This window comes from Bacteroides sp. 4_1_36 (genome assembly GCF_003466325.1).
GTDB lineage: Bacteria > Bacteroidota > Bacteroidia > Bacteroidales > Bacteroidaceae > Bacteroides > Bacteroides uniformis.
In genome coordinates, this window is sequence record NZ_QSOX01000009.1 from 1 (window position 1) to 23,755 (window position 23,755).

Annotated in this window: 18 protein-coding genes; 6 read left to right on the forward strand and 12 right to left on the reverse strand. The window is 48.4% G+C overall.

Annotated elements, in window-relative coordinates:
- Positions 1 to 80 precede the first annotated feature (80 nt).
- The 4 genes from cls to DXD65_RS10195 form a co-directional block, all read right to left on the reverse strand.
- The gene (gene cls / locus DXD65_RS10180) at positions 81 to 1,310 is read right to left on the reverse strand and encodes a cardiolipin synthase (protein WP_005833088.1); all 1,230 of its coding nucleotides are present in this window, start codon (positions 1,308 to 1,310) and stop codon (positions 81 to 83) included.
- Between the two features lie 62 nt (positions 1,311 to 1,372).
- Complete coding sequence (locus DXD65_RS10185; protein WP_005827095.1) at positions 1,373 to 1,699, reverse strand: DUF5056 domain-containing protein; 327 nt, start codon at positions 1,697 to 1,699, stop codon at positions 1,373 to 1,375.
- Positions 1,686 to 2,231, reverse strand: a complete 546-nt coding sequence (locus tag DXD65_RS10190; protein WP_009037971.1) for an RNA polymerase sigma factor — start codon at positions 2,229 to 2,231, stop codon at positions 1,686 to 1,688. Before DXD65_RS10190 ends, DXD65_RS10185 begins: the two co-directional genes overlap by 14 nt.
- Complete coding sequence (locus tag DXD65_RS10195; protein ID WP_005833085.1) at positions 2,228 to 2,851, reverse strand: DUF6249 domain-containing protein; 624 nt, start codon at positions 2,849 to 2,851, stop codon at positions 2,228 to 2,230. The genes DXD65_RS10190 and DXD65_RS10195 overlap by 4 nt, the downstream gene beginning before the upstream one ends.
- A gap of 255 nt (positions 2,852 to 3,106) precedes the next feature.
- Here DXD65_RS10195 and DXD65_RS10205 point away from each other — a divergent pair, with 255 nt between their 5' ends.
- From DXD65_RS10205 to DXD65_RS10220, 4 genes are all read left to right on the forward strand, one after another.
- Entirely contained in the window at positions 3,107 to 3,448 is a 342-nt protein-coding gene (locus DXD65_RS10205) for a hypothetical protein (RefSeq protein WP_008664012.1), read from the forward strand.
- Positions 3,449 to 3,512: 64 nt separating this feature from the next.
- The gene (locus tag DXD65_RS10210; protein WP_005827082.1) at positions 3,513 to 5,936 is read left to right on the forward strand and encodes a TonB-dependent receptor; all 2,424 of its coding nucleotides are present in this window, start codon (positions 3,513 to 3,515) and stop codon (positions 5,934 to 5,936) included.
- Positions 5,937 to 6,026: 90 nt separating this feature from the next.
- On the forward strand, positions 6,027 to 7,484 hold the full coding sequence (locus tag DXD65_RS10215; RefSeq protein WP_005827081.1) for a methyltransferase RsmF C-terminal domain-like protein: 1,458 nt from the start codon (positions 6,027 to 6,029) through the stop codon (positions 7,482 to 7,484).
- A gap of 277 nt (positions 7,485 to 7,761) precedes the next feature.
- Entirely contained in the window at positions 7,762 to 8,994 is a 1,233-nt protein-coding gene (locus tag DXD65_RS10220) for a serpin family protein (protein WP_005827075.1), read from the forward strand.
- Positions 8,995 to 9,050: 56 nt separating this feature from the next.
- Here the strand turns inward: DXD65_RS10220 and DXD65_RS10225 are convergent, their stop codons facing one another.
- From DXD65_RS10225 to DXD65_RS10250, 6 genes are all read right to left on the reverse strand, one after another.
- Complete coding sequence (locus tag DXD65_RS10225; protein WP_005827073.1) at positions 9,051 to 10,277, reverse strand: TolC family protein; 1,227 nt, start codon at positions 10,275 to 10,277, stop codon at positions 9,051 to 9,053.
- Positions 10,270 to 13,392, reverse strand: a complete 3,123-nt coding sequence (locus DXD65_RS10230) for an efflux RND transporter permease subunit (protein WP_057097545.1) — start codon at positions 13,390 to 13,392, stop codon at positions 10,270 to 10,272. The genes DXD65_RS10225 and DXD65_RS10230 overlap by 8 nt, the downstream gene beginning before the upstream one ends.
- 168 nt (positions 13,393 to 13,560) lie before the next feature.
- Positions 13,561 to 14,781: an efflux RND transporter periplasmic adaptor subunit gene (locus DXD65_RS10235; protein WP_005833077.1), complete on the reverse strand. Its 1,221-nt coding sequence runs from the start codon at positions 14,779 to 14,781 to the stop codon at positions 13,561 to 13,563.
- A gap of 119 nt (positions 14,782 to 14,900) precedes the next feature.
- Positions 14,901 to 15,311 carry a DUF6769 family protein gene (locus DXD65_RS10240; protein WP_005827068.1) on the reverse strand — a complete coding sequence of 137 codons (411 nt, stop codon included), beginning with the start codon at positions 15,309 to 15,311 and terminating at the stop codon, positions 14,901 to 14,903.
- A 62-nt stretch (positions 15,312 to 15,373) separates the two neighbouring features.
- Entirely contained in the window at positions 15,374 to 16,750 is a 1,377-nt protein-coding gene (locus DXD65_RS10245) for an FAD-dependent oxidoreductase (RefSeq protein ID WP_005833075.1), read from the reverse strand.
- 83 nt (positions 16,751 to 16,833) lie between these two features.
- Positions 16,834 to 18,468, reverse strand: a complete 1,635-nt coding sequence (locus DXD65_RS10250; protein WP_117887609.1) for an ABC-F family ATP-binding cassette domain-containing protein — start codon at positions 18,466 to 18,468, stop codon at positions 16,834 to 16,836.
- Between the two features lie 86 nt (positions 18,469 to 18,554).
- Between DXD65_RS10250 and DXD65_RS10255 the strand changes: the two genes are divergently transcribed.
- Positions 18,555 to 18,956 carry a response regulator gene (locus tag DXD65_RS10255; RefSeq protein ID WP_005827060.1) on the forward strand — a complete coding sequence of 134 codons (402 nt, stop codon included), beginning with the start codon at positions 18,555 to 18,557 and terminating at the stop codon, positions 18,954 to 18,956.
- A 68-nt stretch (positions 18,957 to 19,024) separates the two neighbouring features.
- Here the strand turns inward: DXD65_RS10255 and DXD65_RS10260 are convergent, their stop codons facing one another.
- The gene (locus DXD65_RS10260; RefSeq protein WP_005827058.1) at positions 19,025 to 19,855 is read right to left on the reverse strand and encodes a hypothetical protein; all 831 of its coding nucleotides are present in this window, start codon (positions 19,853 to 19,855) and stop codon (positions 19,025 to 19,027) included.
- A 129-nt stretch (positions 19,856 to 19,984) separates the two neighbouring features.
- Here DXD65_RS10260 and DXD65_RS10265 point away from each other — a divergent pair, with 129 nt between their 5' ends.
- On the forward strand, positions 19,985 to 21,415 hold the full coding sequence (locus tag DXD65_RS10265; RefSeq protein WP_008664002.1) for a CCA tRNA nucleotidyltransferase: 1,431 nt from the start codon (positions 19,985 to 19,987) through the stop codon (positions 21,413 to 21,415).
- Positions 21,416 to 21,458: 43 nt separating this feature from the next.
- On the opposite strand, the gene DXD65_RS10270 is transcribed toward DXD65_RS10265, so the two are convergent.
- Positions 21,459 to 23,711, reverse strand: coding sequence for an inorganic phosphate transporter (locus DXD65_RS10270; protein WP_008664001.1), 2,253 nt, complete (start codon positions 23,709 to 23,711; stop codon positions 21,459 to 21,461).
- Positions 23,712 to 23,755: the final 44 nt, after the last annotated feature.

Consider the following 23,755-nt stretch of genomic DNA (forward strand, 5'->3'; position numbering starts at 1 on the left):
GAGAGGACGTTTAGACGCAAGAAGGACGCTGAAGAGCTTAGTTGCGGATTTGAGGATAATTAATAATTAATAATTAAAAATTAGAGGAAGGGGGTCATCAAGTTCCCCACCCAGCCTACGAATTTCTTCCATCCGGAACGCTTTTTCCAGACTTCGGGAGTGAGCAGTGTACTGTTTTGCACGTCCCGTTCGAACATGGCATTCAGCTCATTGGTGATCTTGGGGTCGAAGATGAAAGCGTTTGTCTCGTAGTCATAGCGCAGGCTGCGGCTGTTGAGATTGGCAGTACCCACCGTGCAGAAAGTGCTGTCTACCATCATTATCTTGGAATGGTGGAAGCCGCCGTTGAAGAGATATATCTTGGCTCCTTTCTTCATCAGCTTGTGTGCTATGTAGAATGAGGCATCCGGAGTAAAGGCTATGTCCGACACGGCAGGTATCATGATTTCCACTTCAGTACCTTTTTTCAGTGCGTTCTTGATTGCCTTGCGGATTGATTTGGTCGGAACGAAATAAGGATTCACGATTCGGATGCTCTTCTGTGCGGCTTGTATGGAAGCTGCATAGGCATGGCTGATGGAGCGTGGTGTTTCGCGTGGCGTGCGGTCCACGATGGCTATTTCTTCGGCAATACTGTCGGGCAGTTGCTGAGTATCCGGGAAGTAGGCAGGTCCACCTACGTGTTGTCCCGTTTCCCGGTTCCACATGGTCAGGAAGATGCCCTGCAGATAGCGCACGGCATCTCCTTCAAGATGTATGTGCATATCGTGCCATTTACCGATTTTAGGCAATCCGTTGATGTAGTAGTCGGCAATGTTCATGCCGCCGGTATAACCTATCTTTCCGTCAATCACTACTATTTTCCGATGGTCGCGGTGTATGGCATGATTCACCCAGGGAAAAGTGATAGGATCGAACTTAACGATTTCGATGCCTTGGGCGCGGATGGATTTCAGATGGCGTTCTTTCAATGGTTGGTTGTTGGACCAGTTGCCGAAGGCATCGAACATGGCGCGGACTTCAACTCCCTCCTTGACTTTCTCTGCCAGAAGGCTGAACAAGGCATTGGCTATGGAGTCGTTGCGGAAGTTGAAGTATTCCAAATGGATATGATGCCGGGCATGGCGGATATTCTCGAAGAGATCGACGAACTTGTCATGGCCGGTCATCAGCAATTTCACTTCATTGTTATAAGTGACGGGGGCGCCCATTTCCTTCAAGTAATTCATGACAATGGAATCGCTTGTTGCTTGCGCCCCGGCATTCCCAATAGAAAAAACGAATAATATGATGAATAGAATTTTTCTCAAAACTTTCTCCTCTTAGTTAGTTTTATGAGGGGACAAAGATACGATTTATCATTGAAAAACAACTATGCCATAGATGAAATCTTGCGGTAACCGAAATAGAGCAATACCACTCCGGCAATGATTAACGACTTGGGGTCAAGCTCCGAAGCTCCGCTCCGGATGGCAGTATCGAAGGTTTCGCGCAAGGTGTCCAGTATCAGCTGCACTCCGTCGAGGGAGACGAACAGTACGAGGGCCAGAGTAAAGCAGAATGCTGTCCATATCTGCGCCAAGTGGCGGCTACGGTCGGGCAGATGTCGCAGTACGCGGCGGCTGAACCCGTTATCGGCTATTTCCTGCCGGTGTTCGGCAAAGAATGAAGTCAGGAGTTTATCATCATTTTCCATCATAACCATTTTGTTTTAAGTAGGAAGCCATTTTGTCTTTCGCCCGCGAGAGGTGGCTTTTTACCGTTCCCGCCGGACATCCGGTGATACCTGCAATCTTTTCGATGCTTTGGTCTTCCATGTAGAAGAGCGTGATGCAGGTGCGTTCCATTTCCTTCAGTGTGGCCAGGGCACGGTAAATGTCCATGTGCTGTCCCACGTCCTGCTGCAGTGTGCTGCATTGAGCGTCCACTCGGTACGTATCCAAATCGTCCGTTTCTTTCCGGCTGCGAATATAATCATAAAAAACGTTATAGGCAATACGGTAGAGCCAGGTTGAGAAGCTGGACAGATTCTTGAACGAAGCGATGTTTGTATAGGCCTTGATAAACGTATCTTGTGCCAGGTCGTCACTCAACTCGCTGTCGCCGCAGGTCTGGTGCAGGAAGAACCGCCGCACGGGCGACTGGTACTTCTTTACCAACTGGTCGAAGGCCCTGGTGTTGTGAAACACCACGACCTGTGCGACTAACGATATGTCACCCATCTGACTCATTTTTCTTCGTTCTTCTTCTGTTGGCTGTAGAAAATCACCAATTGTCCGAAGCCGGTGAACATGACGAGTAAGCCGATACATCCGAGACCGAATTCTCCGGTAATGGCCCAAAGGAAGATGAACAGGCCGATGCCGACGAATATGTTGTTGATGCCTTTGCTGCGGATATCCGTTGCTGCGGCTTCTTTGAAGAAGTTTTCAGGCAGTTGCTGTCCGCTGGCCAGGGCCTGTTCCGCCAGGCGGTACTTGGCTTTCCGGTTTTTATAGCGGAAGAAGAATACTACGAATATGATGAGTAGCGGCAGTCCGAATACAAAGACGATGGCTGTTACGGCAATCACGGTCTCCGAGGTCTTGCTCCCGAGGTCGAACCCGTTCCAGTCCATACTGCTGTGGTGGGTTCTCCATTTTTCCGGAGCATCGCTACTGCCGGTACCGTTTTCATAAGTCATGATGCTGAGTGTGTCTGTTACGGTTTCTCCATTGATGACAGTGTCTCTCAATTCGATGACTCTTTTCTTGTTCCCCTGACCGTCGTTCTCTGTTACGGTTCTGTTTGCGCCTTGCACCAGTGTGCAGAACATCATGGCGAGCATTAATCCAAAAATGATACGTTTCATAATCTATGGTCTTTTAATTTGTTTCTTTGTTGGTTAGACGTGTCGTCACCTTTATAAAGTTGCAAAGAGAAGATATTTTTTTTAGAAAACCGGAAATAAGGCGATATTTTTCCGTGAAAATGTCTTATTGTCTTTTTTCCGGAATAACAAGAAGTAGGTATTTGCGACTGTAAATAGAGGTAAATATACAAACCGGGTTGTTTCTTATTGTAAATACTGTTATCTTTGCGCATCTGTTTTTATTGGGAAGTCTTGATGAAGTTGAGGAATATAATGAAGTGTTTCCTCCCTCTGCTGTTCATTGCCTATCTGGGAGGAATTACGCTGTTTACCCACTCGCATGTGGTGAATGGTGTTATCATTGTGCATTCCCATCCATTCAAGGGCCAGCATGAGCATACAGAGGTGCAGTTGGAAACCATTTTCTATCTAGCCTCTTTCGTCTCTTCTTCCCTTCCGTTGCTTCCGGTTGCCGCGACGGTTTTCCTTGTTTTGTTGTGTGTACTGAGCATTCTTACCACGGAATGCATCAAGTGTGTAAAGCTTCGTGGCGGTATTTGCCTGCGTGCTCCCCCTTCTTTTTTTCAAATCCGATAGATTAAGGCAATTCCGTTGTGGGATTGCGTCAACCTCATTGATTAACATATTATTTTAGAAGTACATGAAAAAATATATATTTTTTGTGGTGGGAGCAGTATGTCTGTTACTCTCATCAACCGTTTATGCCGAAGATTTGAAGAGTACCGATGCCAATATTGTCGGTCATGTAATAGAAAAAAGTACAAGGGAACATTTGCCTTATATGACAGTTTCGCTGAAAGGCACCACCATCGGGACCATGACCGATGCCACCGGTCACTATTTCCTAAAGAATCTGCCTGAAGGTGAGTTCACGTTGTCCGTCAGTGCCGTAGGTTATAAGTCGCAGGAGCGCAAAGTCGTTCTGAAACGTGGTAAGACCTTGGAAGAGAACTTTGAGTTGGAAGAAGACATGGTGGCACTGGACGGGGTGGTAGTCACAGCCAACCGCAATGAGACTGCCCGGCGCTTGGCACCCACTTTGGTCAAAGTGGTCACTCCTAAACTGTTTGAGCAGACAAACTCGCATACTTTGTCGCAAGGACTGGCCTTTCAGCCAGGTGTGCGGGTGGAGACCGATTGCCAGAATTGCGGTTATTCACAAGTGCGCATCAACGGGCTGGATGGGAAATATACCCAAATATTGATAGACTCACGTCCCATCTTTTCCTCTCTGGCCGGTGTGTATGGGTTGGAACAGATTCCCGCCAACATGATAGAGCGTGTGGAAGTGGTGCGTGGAGGTGGTTCAGCCTTGTTCGGTTCTTCGGCCATTGCCGGGACGGTGAATATCATTACGAAGGAACCGATTCGCAATTCCGGTTCTTTCTCGCATACCATTTCCAATTTCGACGGTTCCGGCTCGTTCGACAACAACACGACCCTGAATCTTTCCTTGGTTTCTTCGGACAGTAAGATGGGGGCTTATGTGTACGGCCAGAGCAGGCATCGTTCGGCATGGGACTCCAACGGAGACGGTTTTTCCGAATTACCGAAGCTGAAGAACCAGACTGTCGGTCTGAATGCTTACTACCGGACAAGTGCCTATTCCAAGCTGAGCCTTGAATACCATCATATGGAGGAATTCCGCCGTGGTGGAAGTGGCTTCAGCCTTCCCCCTCATATAGCCGAGGATGCCGGATTGAACGGTACCGGGGCGCCCGGACTGGTGGAACAGCTGAAACATTCCATCAACACGGGTGGGCTCAAGTTCACGGCTTTCTCCAAAAACCAGAAACATACGTTCAGTACCTATGCTTCGGCTCAGCACATCGTGCGCAATAGTTATTACAGCGCTTATGGAATGACTACGGACTTTACCGGTGTGCTGGGTGCCCAGTATATTTATCATTTTGACAAGTGTCTGTTTATGCCTGCCGATTTGACCGGAGGCATTGAGTTCAATCACGACAATCTGCATGACAAGGCAACGGACGTACAGAAGTATCGTGATGCTGCTTTGGCCGAAGATCCTACGGCAACGGGTGACCGCTTGCAACAACTGATTGAGAAATATACCCCCGCCCCGTTGAACCAAGTGGTGAATATAGCAAGCGTCTATGCCCAGAATGAGTGGAAGAACGAACAGTGGAGTTTCCTGATTGGCGGGCGCGTAGATAAAAACAGCATCATGGACAAGGCTGTTTTCAGTCCCCGTGCCAATATCCGTTACAATCCTACTCAGGATGTGAATATCCGTTTCAGTTATGCTGAGGGATTCCGTGCTCCACAAGCGTTTGATGAAGATCTGCATATCAGTAATGTGGGTGGAGAGTTGGTTTCCATTGTCCGCGCCAAAGGATTGAAGGAAGAGCGTTCGCGCAGCTTCAATGCTTCGGTAGATTGGTACCACTATTTCGGAGATTTCCAGGCAAACCTACTGGTGGAAGGCTTCTACACGAAACTTTCCGACCCGTTTGTCCTGACGCCTCCGGTGAAAGACCCGGATGGTAGCGCTTATCTGATACAGACCCGTATCAATGGTTCGGGAGCTAAAGTGTATGGCGGCACATTGGAAGGAAAGGTTGCCTATAAGGATAAGGTTCAGTTGCAGGCAGGGCTGACGCTTCAACGAAGTATCTATGACTCTCCCGAAGAATGGAGTGCGGATGAGGAGCACTTGTCGGAGAAAGAACGTTACAGCGACAAGATACTGCGTACTCCCGACGTCTACGGCTACTTTACAGCTACCTATATGCCGGTTAAAGCCTTCTCAATAGCTTTGAACGGCAATTATACCGGGCGGATGTACGTTCCCCATTTGCTTTCGGAGGTGAACGGTGAGGCGGATGTATTGGTAAAGAGTCCGGACTTCTTTGAGCTTGGAACAAAGATAGCTTACGACTTTGATTTTCAAGGGTTCTGTTTGCAGCTCAATGCCGGTGTACAGAATATATTCAATTCTTATCAGAAAGATTTTGATAAAGGAGCGAGCCGCGATTCCGGTTATATCTACGGACCGGGTGCACCGCGTTCCTATTTTGCAGGGGTGAAACTCAGTTTTTAAAAAGAGTATTGAACCGTGCTTTTTGTTTAGCCCCGTAGATTGGTGAAACGTATTTTGCACTATCTTTGCTGCCATAAAACAGTTCAAAGCATGAAGCTACCCTCATCTTTCACCGATTATACACGCGCCCTCTTGGGTGTGGAAGAATATGAAAAGCTGGCTGCCGCCCTGGAAGGGGAGCAGCCGGTCAGTATCCGACTGAATGAAGATAAATTACCGGAATCTTCATTCAGTCTTTTTCGTTCCTCTTTTAGGCATGTCCCTTGGTCTACTGCCGGATACTATCTGGACAAGCGGCTGACATTCACTTTTGACCCGCTGTTTCATGCAGGCTGCTACTATGTGCAGGAGGCTTCGTCTATGTTTGTGGAGCAGGCTTTGAGGCGGTATGTGGGCGAAGGACCGGTGGTGATGCTTGACCTCTGTGCGGCTCCCGGCGGGAAATCCACGCATGCCCGTAGCGTGTTGCCCGCAGGCAGTCTGCTGGTGGCCAATGAGGTAATCCGCAACCGCTCGCAGGTATTGGCGGAGAATCTTACGAAGTGGGGGCATTCCGGTGTGGTGGTCACTAATAATGACCCGGCAGATTTTTCTTCCTTGACGGACTTCTTCGACGTCATATTGACGGATGTCCCCTGCTCTGGCGAGGGGATGTTCCGTAAAGACCCCGTTGCGGTAAGTGAGTGGAGTGGGGAGAATGTGGAAATCTGCTGGCAGCGCCAGCGTCGCATCGTTACGGATATCTGGCCTTGCTTGAAGTCCGGAGGCATTCTCATCTACAGTACTTGTACCTATAATACAAAGGAAAACGAAGAGAACATCCGTTGGATACGGGATGAATTCGGGGCGGAGGTATTGCCGTTGGAAATTTCTACTGACTGGAATATTACGGGTAATCTATTGTCGGGAGAGGACTTTCCCGCCTATCGTTTCCTGCCCCATCGGACGAAGGGGGAAGGATTCTTTTTGGCAGTTCTCCGCAAACCGGGCGTGAGCGATGGGAATACCTGGGCCGGGCAGGTGAAATCCTGGGAAAAAGGAAGAAAACCTCAAGGAAAAGGAGCGAAAACTCCGGGTGTTTCCAAAGAACAGCTTTCGGCACTGCATGAGTGGTTTGCGGTTCCGGATAATTACGAATTTATCGTCAATGGCAACAACGTCAGCGCTTTCCCTAAAGCGTATCTCTCCGAACTGTCGGCTTTGCGTTCGTCACTCCGTATCGTGCAGGCTGGGGTAGATGTTGCCGAGTTGAAAGGAAAAGACTGGATGCCTGCTCATGGGCTCGCCATGAGTATAGCACTGAATCCGGATGCCTTTGCCCATGAAGAGATAGGCCGCGAGCAGGCCATCAGCTATCTGCGCAAGGAGGCTGTTGTCCTTTCGGAGACTGCTCCGCGCGGCATTGTCTTGCTCACCTACAAACAGATACCTCTAGGATTTGTCAAGAATATAGGTAACCGTGCCAATAATCTTTATCCCCAGGAATGGCGCATACGCAGCGGATATTTGCCGGAAGGGGTGCTGGAATTGGCAACAATAACCGGGTGAAATCAATCACGTTACTGCAAAGCTGCTGTATATATTTTGCAGTAGCACTGCAGAGCTGTTGCAGTGACACTGCAAATATATATGCAGCGCGACTGCAACACATATGCAGTGGTGCTGCAACACATATGCAGTGCGACTGCAAAAAATATGCAGAACTTTGCAGTATGATAATAGAGTAGGAATGTACTATTTTTTATTGTTTCTTCAATGCAGTATTTTGTTTGTTCAAGCATTTTCTATATATAGATAACTGTTTTAAAACTAATACTATTTGCTTATGCTTAAAAAAACGATTACTGCCTTAAGCCTACTTTGTATCCTTGCAGCCTGCCAGAGTGACGACAACTCTTCACCACAACCCAAGCCTCGCAAAGACATTGCCTTGACCCGTGCCGAGCAGGAGATGATGGATTTAGGAACGGATTTCGCTTTCCGTTTCTTTAATCAGGTTTGTAAAACTGAGGTGGAAAAGCCCAATCTGTTCATCTCTCCTTTGAGCGCTTCGCTCTGTCTGTCTATGATTGCCAATGGAGCGTTGGGAAACACACTATCTGAGATGACAGATGTCCTGGGCTTTTCGGGCTATTCGTTGGAAGAAATGAACAACTATAATAAGAAGCTGGTGGAGGCGTTGCTCGATTTGGACAATACCACACAGTTGGGAATTGCCAATTCCATCTGGATAAAGAAAGGGTTCGGTGTTCATGACGACTTTGTAAGCGTAAACAAAAAGATGTATGACGCGCAAGTGCAGGAGCTGGATTTTGCCTCTCCCAAGGCTCCGGACATTATAAACGGCTGGTGTGCCGGGAAAACGAATAATTGCATCCCCAAAGTCTTGAATGAGATTCCGGAGACGGCGCGTCTTTATCTGTTGAATGCGCTTTATTTCAAGGGGATTTGGAAGAATCAATTCAAAAAATCGGATACGGCAGAAGAGGCTTTTACGAATGCTGACGGAAGCAAATCGACTGTACACATGATGAATCTTCGTGACGAGAGATTCAACTATGCCGAGAATGAGTATTTCTCAATGGCAGAGTTGCCTTACGGCAATGAGGCTTTCAGTATGGTGGTGCTCTTGCCGGCAGAGGGAAAATCGTTGGATGAGTGCCTGCCGCAGCTGAATGACGAGCGCTGGGGGGAATGGAACAGTAGTTTATCAAGCTCTGCCTTGAACCTTAAGTTACCCCGGTTTGAAATGGAATATGATAAAGAACTCATTGACGATATGATGGCAATGGGAATGCAGGAGGCTTTTACTCCATCGGCCGATTTTTCCGGAATGGCGGATGAGGATTTGTTTATCAGTTTGCTGCAACAGTTCACTTATGTGAAAGTGAATGAAGAGGGGACGGAAGCTGCGGCTGTAACTGTCGGAGGAATGGACGTGGCCGCTCCCGGACCAAGTACGGTAATTCCGTTCTATGTGGACCGTCCTTTCATCTTTCTGATAAAGGAGAAGAGTACGGGAGTTATTCTGTTTATGGGTAAAGTCACAAAACTATAACTACAATATATTGAAATAGAAAGAGCTGTCTGTCAACCGCAGACAGCTCTTTCTATTTATAACCGGCTCTTGTATATCTGTGCCATTGCCTTCTGATACTGGTTTTCCAGTTGCAGGAGGTTTGTCTTGCTTTGATAGACAACCGATATTTCAACGAAGTATTCAATCATACTGATTTGTCCTCCCATAAGTGCTTGTTTCAGTAAAGAAAGGTCTTGCTGTTGATGGAAGGTGCGCTCGTATTCCTCCATGGAAGCGTGCAGGTTCTTGGCCTCTTCATAGAGTTGCCACAAGGCAGAGCTGGCTTGCAGTGCGGCGTTCTCCTTTTGGTAGTCAATGTTGAGCGCTTGTGTCTTGGCTATCTTGACCTTATTGCGGTTTTCGAAAAGCGGGAAAGAGAAGCCTACTACTACACCGTTTAGCGGATGCCCCGATTCGGTATTTCTACGGTAACCCAGTTCCAGTTTGGGCAGCCAGCCTTGCTTGCTTGCCGAAATCTGTTTCCGGGCGGCAGAACTTTCACCCTGCAAGGATTGCAGGGTGGGGTCTGAAGCCAGCAGTTCGTCGGCCAGCGGGTGGAAGTCGGCCGGCAACGGCACTGCCGGGTATTCTGTCAATCCGAGTGTTTGGGCGTCGGGTGTGGTATCGGGTCTGGGACGTCCCGGTGTGAGCGGCTGGTTTCCGTTGAGGACAAGCAGCTCTTTCAGTTTATTGTTAAGTGCCGTCTGGTTCATGCGGGCTTCCGTGCGTACATTCAGCAACTCCAGATTAATCTTGTTGGTTTCCAGTGCATTGGCATCTCCCGTTTCCAAACGCCGGGTGTACATGGCCGACAGTTCCTCCGCATTCTTCAACCGTTCGTCGAGCAGGGCTTGCTGGCGTTGCAACATGATGATGTCCAAGCATACTTCCTTCGCTTGCAACAATATCTGCTGGCGGAAGGCGGTGGCTTGTGCATCCAGTGCATTTGTCTTGAGTCGGTTCATCTTCCCTCGGGTGGCGTAAAGCGTGGGGAAGTCGAAGCTTTGCGAGATGACCATTTCGCCGACTGTCTCGTCACTGTTCTTGGAGTCCCAAAGGTGGGCGTATGACAGTGTAGGGTCGGGGAGGTTGTTGTTTGTCTTGTTCTCCAGTTTTTGTGAGGAAATGAGGTGGGAGTTAGCCTGCAATTCCTTGTTGTTGGCCTCTATCTGCTGGAGCACGGCATCAATGCCGGACGTTTGTGCGCTCATCCCCGCAAAAGCGAGGATGGCGGCGCTGAATATGAAAAATCTTTTATTCATTGTCTGACGTTTTAGGTTGTTGGTTATGGTGCATCATCAGGTAAACAATCGGAATGATGAAACCGTTCAGGAACGTGGATGTTAAAAGGCCGCCCAAGATAACCTTTGCCATCGGGCTTTGTATCTCGTTGCCCGGCAGGTCGCCACTGAGAGCCAGCGGGATAAGTGCCAGTGCACTGGATAGGGCGGTCATCAGGATTGGATTCAGACGGTCGAGCGAACCGCGGATAACGCTGTCGTAGACGCCATAGCCTTCTTCCTGCTGCAAGTGGTTGTAATGGCTGATGAGCAGCATTCCGTTTCGGGTGGCGATACCGAACAGTGAGATGAAACCGATGATGGCGGGGATACTCACTTCTCCCGTTGTGATGAGCAGGGCGAATACACCGCCTATCAATGCCAGCGGCAGATTGATAAGGATGATGGCACTCTCCTTCACACTGCGGAATTCATGGTAGAGGAGCAGGAATATCACCACGATGGACATGAACGAAGTAAGTGCCAGCGTGCGGCTTGCTGCCTGCTCGCTTTCGAATTGTCCGCCGTATTCGATGTGGTATCCTTCCGGCAGTTTGATTTGTGCGTCTACCTGGGCTTGTATATCATTGACTACACTTCGCAGGTCGCGGTCGGCCACGTTGGCGGAGATGACGATTTTACGCTTTACATTCTCGCGGCTGATGGTGTTCGGACCCATGGCCGAGCGGATTTCCGCTACATAGTTCAGTGGAATTTTCTGTCCGTCGCCCGTATCAATCATCAAGTTGCGTATTTTTTCCATTTCGTCGCGTAGGTTGTCTTTCACGCGTACGGTCAGGTCGAAGCTCTTTCCCTTTTCGTAAACTTGGGAAACGGCTTCACCGGCCAGGCAGACATTGACAAACTCCGAAAATTCGGGCAGTGAAATGCCGTATTTGGCAAGCATTTCCCGTTTGGGTGAAATGACAAGTTGCGGACGCTCAATCTGCTGTTCCACGTTCAGGTCGGCAATACCGGGAATCCCCTGGATGGCACTCTTGATTTCATTGCCCAGAGTGAACATGCGGTTCAGGTCGTCGCCGAACAGTTTGATGGCGATGTTCGCCTTTGTACCGGATAGCATGGCGTCTATACGGTGGCTGATAGGCTGGCCTATTTCCACGTTTGCCCCTACAATGGTACCCAGTTTTTCGCGGACTTCTGCCACGAGCTCGCTGCGCGAGCGGTCTTTCAACTCAAACGGTGCCTCGATCTCAGAGACGTTTACTCCCAGAGCGTGTTCGTCCAGCTCTGCACGTCCCGTTTTACGGGCCACGGTCTGTATTTCGGGGATGGAAAGCAGCAGCTCCTCGGCACGGTGCCCCATCTTGTCGCTTTCTTCCAGGGAAATGCCTGGAAGCGAGGAGATATTGATGGTGAACGAACCTTCATTGAAAGGCGGCAGGAACGAGCGGCCCAGGGTGAAGAAACAGCCGAGCGCTACTACAAATAGTCCGATAGTACCTCCCAGTACCCCTTTCTTATGCCCCAATACGAAAGTCAGTGCAGAACCATACCATTGCTTCATCTTGCGTGCTACGGCAGAATCGCTGTTTTCGTTGTTTTGTTTTTTCGTTTTCTCTTTTCCCAATAGATAGGAGCAAAGTACCGGCGTTACGGTCAGTGCCACAACAGTTGAAGCCGCCAATGCCACAATGAACGCAATACCCAGTGGTACCAACATCCTACCTTCCATACCACTAAGGAAGAACAGTGGTACGAAGCTGACAATGATAATCAGCGTTGAATTGAGGATAGGCATACGCACTTCTTTCGAAGCATTGAACACCACTTCCAGAATAGGAAGTTGCTCGCCGGCAGGTTTCAGTCGGTTTTCGTGCAAACGCTTGTAGACATTCTCCACGTCCACGATGGCATCATCCACCAGCGAACCGATGGCGATAGCCATACCTCCCAGGCTCATGGTATTTATCGTAAAGCCCATATAGTGCAGGGCAAGGATGGAGGCAATCAGTGACAACGGCAGTGTCACCAGCGAGATGACTGTGGTACGTATGTTGGCAAGGAACAGGAAAAGCACGATGACAACGAAAATACCTCCCTCCAACAACGACTTCTGAACGTTTCCGATGGAACTTTCGATGAAACGGCTTTGACGGAAGATGTCTGTGGAAACCTTTACGTCCGCCGGTAGATTCTTCTGCAGGTCTTGCAGGGAAGCTTCCAGTTTGTCTGTAAGCTCCAGCGTGCTTGTGGCGGGTTGCTTGGTGACTGTCAGCAGTACGGCATGCTTACCGCGTTCCGAGGCGGTACCCAGTTTAGGAAGTTTGGCTCCGACTTGAACGTCGGCAATATCTTCCAGCAGGATAGGGGCGCCGGAGACTCCGTTGCTCCGCACCACGGCCTTGGCTATCTGGTCTACCTTGTCGGTAGAAAGTACGCCGCGTACGATATATTCATTGCCATATTCATAGAGCACTCCACCATTGGCATTCAGGTTCATTTCGCGGGTGATGTTCATCACTTCGCTCAATGTTACGCCGTAATGGCGCATCCGTTCCGGGTCCAGCTGCACTTGATATTCCTTGATGTCGCCACCCAGTACGGCAACTTGTGCCACACCGCCCGTAGAGAGCAGGCGGGGACGTATGGTCCAGTCGGCAATGGTACGCAAATCCAGCATAGAGGTCGAATCTGCTGTCAGACCTACAATCAACATCTCGCCCAAAATGGACGATTGTGGGCCTAGTGTCGGCTTGCCTACGTTGGCCGGTAAGGATTCGCTGACGACTGCCAGCTTCTCACTGACAATCTGCCGGGCAAGATAGATATCTGTATCCCAGTCGAATTCTACCCAGACTACAGAAAAACCGTTCGTTGAGGAAGAGCGTACACGGCGCACACCCGTTGCACCGTTTACAGCCGTTTCTACGGGAAAAGTGACCAGCTGTTCCACTTCCTCTGCTGCCATACCATTTGCTTCGGTCATGATGACCACGGTCGGCGCATTGAGGTCAGGGAACACATCCACTTCCGTATGCATGGCGGTATAAGTACCGCCAATCAGCAACAGCACCGATGCTACCAGCACCAGGATGCGGTTCTGAAGAGAAAAACCAATTATTTTGTTTAACATCTTTTTATTTACTATTTACAATGTACAATTGGGCTGCGCAATGTCAGCCGCACTTGCTGTTTTATCTAATATTTCTTGTTTATCTGACTTTACACTCCCCATTCGTCACGTAACCCTTATACTGCATAGCGAAATGGTACTTTGTAAATTGTCAAATTGTACATGAGATTAGTGTTCATGGCTATGTGCCGGAATAGCATTCGTTGCCGATGCCAGCTTCACTTGATAGGCTCCTTGGGTTACGACGCGATCGCCTGCTTTTATGCCGGAAAGGATTTGTACACTTTCGCCATTGTCGGCACCCAGGGTGACAAGCTGTTTTTTGTAGCCCTCTTCATCCAGTTGCAGGTAGACAAAGAAGCTGCCTTGTTCCTCGGTCAGCGCACTGTGAGGAAGAGACAACACGTTCTCCATTGGTGAGGATAATAGGAATACTTCTACAAACGAGCCGGGAATAACGTCTCCCTTATTGTCGAATTCAAAAGTTACGGGTACATAATATCCGTTCTCACCCGAAGCCTTTCCATAAGAAAGCATGCGCCCGCCCAGTTCTTTCAATGTATATACCTTATTATTATAAGGAGTACAGAAGTTGGCAGAACCGATGCTGTTTAGGTAAGGATAGTACTTTTCGGATACATCCGCACGCAGGAAAAGCTTGCGGTTCTGGGTGACGCTTACCAACGGCTGGCCGACGCTGACGTAGTCCCCTTCTTTCACCAACAGATTCTTCACATAACCGCTGATGGGAGAAACAACAGCCTGGCCGCTTGCCGAATGGTTCTTTGCGACTGCCTCGTAACTGATACGGGCATTTTCGTAAATCTGTTCGGCTTGCGCGAATTCCTTTTCAGATACGATTTTGTTGCCTACAAGCGCTTTCATACGCTCGTATTCTTTTTTGGAAACCTCGTAGGCTATCCGGGCTTTCTGCACCGGGTCTCCGTCGGCCATGTTTTTGGATGACAATACCACCAAAGGAGTACCTTTGCTGACACTCATTCCTTCGATAACTTTTCCCTTGAAGGAAACCACGCCTGCTACTGTAGCTACGGCTACGCTCTCGTCTCCCTGGGCTGCCATCACCTGGCCGCTGGTCTTGATGACTTGATGGAAACTACCCGGTTCAACAGTGCTGACTGCTACGCCGGCAGCTTGCGCCTTTGCTGGTGGCAGGATGATTTCATCGCTTCCTCCGGCATGGTTTTCCTGCTCTTCGTGCTCATGGTTGTGTCCCTCATGTTCGTGGTCATGTCCCTCGTGGTCATGTCCGTCATGATTGTGCTCTTCTGTTTCGTGATTATGTCCTTCGTGGCTGTCTCCGGACTTACTGTTACAGGAGCCTAAAAGGAATAATCCCAAGACTCCCATGAAAATAACTTTTTTCATGATGATATTTGTTCTTACTTTTTGATTTTGAATACAAAGTTAGGGCATAGGGCGTGCAACCAAATTGCATTGTTCCTTATGCCGGATAGAAATCTGTCCCGGTGATGTTCCGGTAACAGTTAAGCAAGAAGAGACGGAGGGGCACGAAGTCCCGTAGCACATATGATAAATGTGCTATGAAGAGATTCCAGATAGATACACTCCTGCCTGCTTATGTCAAACTCGGGTAGGATGAGTAACTTGGAAAAAGGTTCAATGAGTAGGGTAACTGCCCACAAGGCATCCGGATGTGAACACACATCATTGGAAGAGCTGGGCGTCTGTTGTACAAAGTGGGTTGTCATGCATCCCGTGTCGCAACAGCAGTGCTCGTTGCCCGGGCTATGACGGTGTCCGCAGCAATCGGCGGTGATATCATTCTTCATGCATATCATTCCGTCGGCATGATGATGGTGGGGAATGACGGGTATCACCAGCATTATCAAGCTGATGAAAAAAAGAATATAGGTTATGTACTGTTTCTTTTTCATTCCTCTATCTTTGGACGGATGCAAAGATAGAGGTTAAGGACTTAATTACCAAATAGAAAATGCTAAAAAGGTTTGAATAACATATTCAATCCCTCATTCATGCTGGGGTGGGTGAAAATGAAGTCCCGCAGGAAATGGTAACGCTGTCCCGTTTTCATGATTGATGCTACGGTATTGATTACTTCTGGTGCATCGGCACAAAGTAGGGTACAACCCAGAATCCGTCCGGTATGGATGTCTACAATAGCTTTGAGCATACCGTCTATGCTGTGTAGCGTACGGGCACGTGGAATCATGGCAGCAGGGATACGTGCCACATGTATGGAATAACCGTTCTTCATCGCTTCCTCTTCCGTCAGTCCTATATGTGCCAGCGGTGGGTCGGTGAAAATGGCAAAGGGGATTGGATACCGGTCTTTTGTACTCCTTTTTTTGTTTTCAAAGAGTTGATTACGGATGATACGGAAATCATCGATGGACAAGTAGTCGAACTGTTCGTCTCCTTTTACGTCCCCCAGGGCCCATACGTGTGGGGCTGTAGTCCGTAATTGGTTGTCGACAACGATGGCTCCCCGCTTGTCTGTTTGTATACCCGCTTTTTCCAGATTCAGCTCTGCAGTCATAGGCTTGCGACCGATGGCTACCAGCAAGGCATCTCCTTTCAGGTAGTAGGGAGTGCCGTTTGCACTGTCCGTATAGGTCAGAGTTATTCCTTCGGCTGTGTCGTACACGGATTGGACACGGGCGTTCAACCGGACATTGATACGTTTTCGGTTCAATGCTTCCAGCATGGAGGCGGCAATGTCGCGGTCCACTTTAGGCAGAAAGCGGTTTCCCGCTTCCAGCAGTGTGACATGGCTTCCAAAGCCTGCATACATAGTGGCAAACTCCAATCCGACAGCACCGCCGCCGATGACGAGCAGGTGTGCGGGCAGTTTGTTCGATTGCAGCAAGGTCTCACTGGTATATACGTACTTGCTCTCCTTGAGTCCGTCGATGGCAGGCAGGATAGGGGTGGACCCGGTGTTGATGAATATCTCTTTTCCCTCAAGAATCGTTTCGTCCTTGCCGGAGACTATACGGATTGTATTTTCGGACAAGAAAGAAGCAGTTCCGTCATAGAGGGTTATATTAGGCTTGTTTTTTACATTTTCATAATTTTTCTCACGCAGGAAGGATACAAGCTTGTCTTTCCGCGCCACGGCAAGTGCATACAGTTTGGACTGGTTCTTATAATCGTCATAGTATCTTTTTTCCGCATATTCCGATTCGTGAATCAGAGCTTTGGTAGGGATACATCCTACGTTTACACATGTTCCTCCGTACATCTGAGGGGAACGTTCCACGATGGCTACTTTCCAATTCCGTTCGGCCAGTTCGGCGGCCAATAACTTGCCGCCCTTGCCGAATCCTATTATGATGGCATCATATTGTTTCATTTTAATATCTCTTAGTTAAGTGTTTAGTAAAATGAAAACAATATGTATCGGCCATTTGTTCGGACGCCGGGTTTAGCAGATGCTTATCGTTCCAGTTCGCGGAGGGAGTCCATTTTCTTCTTTTCAAGGAATTCGTAGATGCCGCTCAAGTGCTCTTTCACTTGTTTGTTGCCGAATTCATATACCTTGCTTACCAGTCCGTCCAGGAAGGCACGGTCGTGGCTGACGAGGATAAGGGTACCGTCAAAATCCAGTAACGCTTGCTTCAGGATATCTTTGGTTTTCATGTCCAGATGGTTGGTCGGTTCGTCCAGTATCAGCAGATTCACCGGTTCGAGCAAAAGCTTTATCATGGCGAGGCGTGTGCGCTCTCCACCGGAAAGCACCTTGACCTTCTTCATGGACTCTTCGGGGCCACCGAACATGAAGGCACCCAGCAGGTCGCGTATCTTGTTGCGGATTTCCCCTTTTGCCACATCGTCGATGGTCTGGAATACGGTCAGGTTCTCATCCAACAATGAGGCCTGGTTTTGTGCGAAATATCCAATCTGCACGTTGTGTCCTATCGTGAGGGTGCCTTCATGTTCTATTTCCTTCATGATGCACTTCACTAACGTTGACTTTCCTTCCCCGTTCTTACCAACGAAAGCAACCTTGTCTCCCCGTTCTATGGTGAGGTTGGCATTCTTGAAGACCACATGGTCACCGTAACTTTTCCCTACTCCCTCCATGATGACGGGATAATTGCCTGAGCGGGGAGAAGGAGGGAATTTGAGGCGTAACGCTGAAGTGTCTTCTTCATCCACTTCCAGCAGTTCCAGCTTCTCCAGCATTTTTACGCGGCTTTGCACTTGCAGGGTTTTGGAGTAGGTGCCTTTGAACCGTTCGATGAATTCCTTGGTTTCGGCAATGAACTTCTGCTGGTCGTCGTAGGCTTTCTGTTGCTGTTCGCGGCGTTCCTTGCGGAGTTCCAGGTATTTGGAGTAGTTTACTTTGTAATCGTATATCCGTCCCATGGTCACTTCAATGGTACGGGTGGTGATGTTGTCTACGAATTTACGGTCGTGGCTGATGACGATGACAGCCTTTCCATTGCTGATAAGGAAATCTTCCAGCCATTGTATGGATTCTATGTCCAGATGGTTGGTAGGCTCGTCTAGCAACAGCACGTCAGGCTTTTGCAGCAACAGCTTGGCAAGCTCGATGCGCATGCGCCATCCACCGCTGAAGTCACTGGTCTGGCGGTTGAAGTCTTCGCGTACAAAGCCCAGCCCGAGCAGTGCTTTTTCTACATCCTCCTCGTAATTGGTGGAGTCGATGGCATAGAACTTTTCGCTTAAGGCGGAGACATTCTCGATAAGTTCCATGTAGCTGTCGCTTTCGTAGTCGGTACGCGTTTCCAGTTCCTTGTTGAGGCGCTCTATTTCAGCTTCCATTTCATGCAGGTGGGCAAAGGCTTGCGCCGCTTCCTGGAATACGGTACGTCCGTCTTCCGTCATAAGGTGCTGTGGAAGGTAAGCTATGACACTGTCTTTGGGGGCTGAGATTTTTCCACGGGTAGGTTGTCTTACACCTGCCAGGATTTTCAACAATGTACTTTTCCCCGCTCCATTTTTACCCATCAGGGCGATACGGTCTTTTTCGTTGATAACGAAAGATATGTCACTGAATAAAGTAGTTCCGCCGAATTCTACGGCCAGTCCGTCTATAGAAATCATTATATATTTTTTTAATGAGCTGCAAAGATAGTGCAAATCTATTATTTTTTATATCTTTGCCCCTATATAAACAAAACGCATAGGTCATGGAAATAGAAAAAGTGTCAGGAGATTACCGTCCGCTTATTCTGGTTGCGGAAGATGATGATAGTAACTTTAAACTGATAAAGGCTATTATCGGCAAGAAATGCGAGATACTATGGGCAAAGAATGGTGAGGATATTGTAAATTTGTTCGAAGAGAATCGCGACAAGGCGGAAGCTATTCTGATGGATATAAAAATGCCTATTATGAACGGGCTGGATGCTACGGTGATTATTCGCAAGAAGGATAAGGAACTTCCCATCATCATGCAGACCGCTTACGCCTTTACTGCCGACCGCGAAAAAGCCTTGGAGTGCGGAGCCTCGGAAGTGTTGGTAAAACCCATCACTCTGTCTGCTTTGCGTACATGTCTGAGCCGTTATTTACCCAAATTGGTTTGGTAAGGCTTTACTGATAATAAAAAGGGAACCGGATGACTAAGTAATGAATATATCATCCGGTTTCCTTCTTTTTATTCTTGTGCATTGTCTTTTCTCTCTTCCATCTTCTTTTTTACAAATTCGATTTTGAGATTGGCTTCTTCCATATTCTTCTTTATTTCCGTCATGGATGACAGCAGTTGTGCCAGTTCGTAGACGCTGGCAAGGGCCTGGCGGTCGGCGGCAGTCATGGTGATGGAATAGGGACGTTCCCCTTGATAGTTGACTTTGATATTCTTGTCCTTGTTCAGATAAAGGAACCCCATGACGTTTCCGTCTTCTCCCAGTTTGAAGTCTGCCTTTTCAATCTTTTCACCGAGGTCAGTGGTTTCGTAGCTGTCTTTGGCGGCGGGTGTTTCGGCAAAGCTACCATCGGGAGCAGTGACTTTGACGGCCACATGGTGGATATTATGGGCTCCGCAATAAATGGAAGTCATGCTCATGACTCCGTTTTCGTCTACCTGGAAGCGAAGGAAAGAGCGATGCAGATTTTTTTCTATCACTTGGGAAGGATGAAGGTAATTGCCGATATTCTGGTATTCGGCATCTTTTTCAAAGGTGTATTTCCCTTTGATTGCATCGAAATCCTTTTGCTTGGCTTGAAGCATACTGTCCAGATAGACCAGGCTCTTTTCCTGCTCTTTCAGTTCCACTTCCTGCATCAGGCCGATGCCTGCACGGCGAGTTTCAAACGCTTTGGGATAGAGCATCTTGATGCTGTCAATCAGAATCTTCGCTTCATTGTAGTTGCCGAGTTCAAACGCTTCGCGGGCAGCTTGTAGTTTTTCACCGGCCTTCTTCTCCACATCTTCGCAAGAGAAGAGTGTACAGCATAGGCATGCAAGGAGTATTACTTTTTTCATATTTGTTGTTCTTGGAGTTAGAGTCCACAAAAATAGAAATAATATCTTTATCTTTGCAGCATTTTAATGTGCAAATGTGCTAATAGACCATTAACACATTTGCGTATTCATTACATTAGCGCATTATTTATGATAGATTTGACGGCAGAAGAACTGAAGCAATATTTTAGTGATGATATATTCAAGCGGATATCCGAAACGGCTGATGAATTGGGATTGGAATGTTACGTAGTCGGTGGATATGTACGTGATATTTTCCTGCAACGTCCTTCCAAGGATATTGATGTGGTGGTGGTAGGCAGTGGCATTGCCATGGCCGAGGCGCTGGGTAAGCGTCTGGGGCGTGGGGCGCATGTTTCCGTCTTCAAGAATTTCGGTACGGCACAATTGAAGTACTATGGTACGGAAGTTGAGTTTGTGGGTGCAAGAAAAGAATCGTATACACACGATTCCCGCAAGCCTATTGTAGAGGACGGTACATTGGAGGATGACCAGAACCGCCGTGATTTTACCATCAATGCACTGGCTGTTTGCCTGAACCGGGTGCGTTATGGCGAGTTGGTCGACCCCTTTGGCGGTATTGGAGACTTGAAGGAAAAGACCATCCGGACTCCCCTCGACCCTGATATAACTTTCAGTGATGACCCTTTGCGCATGATGCGCTGTGTCCGTTTTGCCACCCAGCTGGGATTCTATATTGACGATGAGACATTCGATTCTCTGGAGCGTAATCGCGAACGCATCTCCATCATCTCCAAAGAACGCATTGCAGACGAACTGAACAAAATCATCTTGTCACCTATTCCGTCTAAGGGATTCATTGAGCTGGACCGCTGTGGTCTGCTGGAACTGATATTCCCGGAACTTGTTAGGCTGCAAGGCGTGGAGACGCGCAATGGACGCGCCCATAAGGACAATTTCTACCATACGCTCGAAGTACTCGACAACATCAGCAAGAAGACCGACAACCTTTGGCTACGCTGGGCAGCTCTTCTGCATGATATAGCCAAGCCTGCCACCAAGCGTTGGGAACCCCGTGCGGGCTGGACGTTCCATAACCATAATTTCATTGGCGAGAAGATGATACCCGATATTTTCCGCAAGATGAAGCTCCCTATGAATGAGAAGATGAAATATGTGCAGAAAATGGTGAGCCTGCACATGCGTCCCATTGTGATAGCGGATGATGTAGTGACCGACTCGGCAGTGCGTCGTCTCTTGTTTGAGGCAGGTGATGATATAGACGACCTGATGACACTGTGCGAAGCCGACATTACTTCCAAGAATATGGAGCGTAAGAAACGCTTCCTTAATAATTTTCAGTTGGTACGCCAGAAGCTGAAGGATTTGGAGGAACGCGACCGTATCCGTAATTTCCAGCCTCCGGTCAGTGGTGAAGAAATCATGAAGACTTTCGGCCTTTCTCCTTGCCAGCAGGTAGGTGCCTTGAAGAGTGCCATTAAGGATGCCATTTTGGACGGCATCATTCCCAATGAATACGAAGCCGCCCGTGCATTTATGTTGCAACGGGCGGAGAAGATGGGGCTTAAGGAGTTGTGAGTTATAAGTTGCATGTTATGTACCATGCGTTATAACTCATAACTTATAACTCTTCTTTTTCTACTTGGAACTTGCGGCTTACTTTCATCAGGTTGATGGTGTAGGTCACTACGTTCTGGGCTTCTTGTATCATAGTCAGGTATACCATGCTGACTTTGATGCTGCCGCTCTGGCTTTGGATGCGTTGCAGCTCTTCGCGTTTCAGGTGAGACAACTGTCCGTTGAGGTCGTTGGCTTTGCGAATCTCTGTTTCCAGTTCATCATAATTGTTCGTTTCCAGCTTGTGGCGGCATACTTGTAACAGATAGCAGATGTCTTCGGCTACGTCTGTAAATTCTCCTTTCTGAATGGCATCCAGCGGATTGAAGTTATTGTCTATGTGCTCTAAGCAAGGTTCGCAAAGACGGCCTACGCTGTACACCAGTTCGCTGGCAAAGTCGTTGCCTTGATAGTAATAGAGTCCTTTTTCCAGTACGGTATTGTTGTCGAGACGGCACATGGCAAGTGTTCCGGTACGCTTCATCTGCTTGATGAGTTGTTTTTCGAATTTTACTGAGCCCATGGCACGACGCAGTCCGCGTAGATTCTCGTGTAGGAAGGAAGTGACGGTACGTTCAAAATTCTCTTCTGTGAATTCTATAATCTTCACCAGTTCTTCACGGGTATGCTTGCGGAGCAATTCGATGACTTCATTGTTGTCCGTACTCTTCATCAACTGTTTCAGGGTCTCGTTGCCTTTTTCTTTCTCCTTGCGCTTTTTGTACATCACTTGGCTACGAATCAGCATGAAGACTGCCAGACCAATCAGTGCCAGGATGGCAACCGTACCGCCGAAATGGATAATCAGTGCTACGAAGAAACAGATGGTGAACGCTGCTCCGGCAGTGATGAACCAACCGCCGATAACGCTGAGTACACCCGTAATGCGGAATACCGCCGAATCACGTCCCCAGGCACGGTCGGCAAGCGATGTACCCATGGCTACCATAAAGGTGACGTAAGTGGTGGAAAGGGGAAGTTTCAAGGAAGTTCCCAAGGCGATGAGCAGACCAGCCAATACGAGATTGACGGAGGCGCGAACCAAGTCAAAAGCGGCGCCGTCGGCTATGATGGCTTCATCCTTCTGGAAGCGTGTGTTCATCCACCGCTTGCTGCTTTCAGGCATCGTTTTGGATATTCCGTTAGCCAGAGTCATGCTGAAGCGTACCAGCGTACGGGCTATCGGGGTACTTCCGAAGTTCTCTTCACCGTCATCCTGGCGGGCAAGGTCCACGGAAGTCTTGATAACGTTGTGGGCTTTCTTGGATGTGCAGAGTGCATAAACCATAATGGCGCCTGCACCGATAAGGAAATACCACGGGGTTTTGGCTGCACCGAGGAGTGAGGACATCAGGAATCCGTCGGGGCCGGCGGCCGTACCATTGGCTGTATAGTCAATAAATGAGGAATATCCTGCGAGGGGGACACCGATAAAGTTCACCAAGTCATTGCCGGCAAAGGCAAGAGCGAGGGCGAAAGTACCCATCAGAACCACTACTTTGAAGACATTTATCTTGCACCAATGCAGTATCTGCATCAGTATGGTGAAGAATACAAAGAAACCGGTTATCAGCAATGCGGTATTGTCGTGTATCCATTGCTTGTTTTCAGGGGTCATGAATGAGCTGTCTTTCAGCCCCTTTATCAGCATGAAGTAGATGATGCTGGTGGCAGCTATACCACCGAACAGCGCGATGCTGTATTTCATGTTCTTCTTGTAGTTGAAGGTGAACACGATACGTGCCAGCCACTGTACCAGCATACCGAAGAAGAAGGCAATGGCTACGGATACAAAAATGGCCATGATGACAGACAGCGCCTTGTCTGTATTGATGAGGTCGCCCAGTCCCAATGTATCGCTGTTATAGACCTTGATGAGCGCCAGTGCGAACGTACCTCCCAACAGTTCGAACACCATGGATACAGTGGTGGAGGTAGGCATTCCCATAGTGTTGAAGACATCTAATAGCACGACGTCCGTCAACATGACGGCAAGCAGAATGCACATGATTTCGGCAAAGTAGAAGTGCTCCGGTTGATAGATGCCGTGTCGTGCAATGTCCATCATGCCATTGCTGAGTGCCGCACCGATGAAGACGCCAATGCCTGCAATGAACAGTATGGTTTTGAAAGATGCTGCCTTTGCTCCGACAGCCGACTGAAGAAAATTGACCGCATCATTACTGACACCTACCACGAGGTCGAAAATCGCGAGTACGAACAGAAAGATGACGATACCCAGATAAATTGTTTCCATAGACATGTATTTTATTTCCGGCTGCAAAGGAAAGAGTTTGGTGT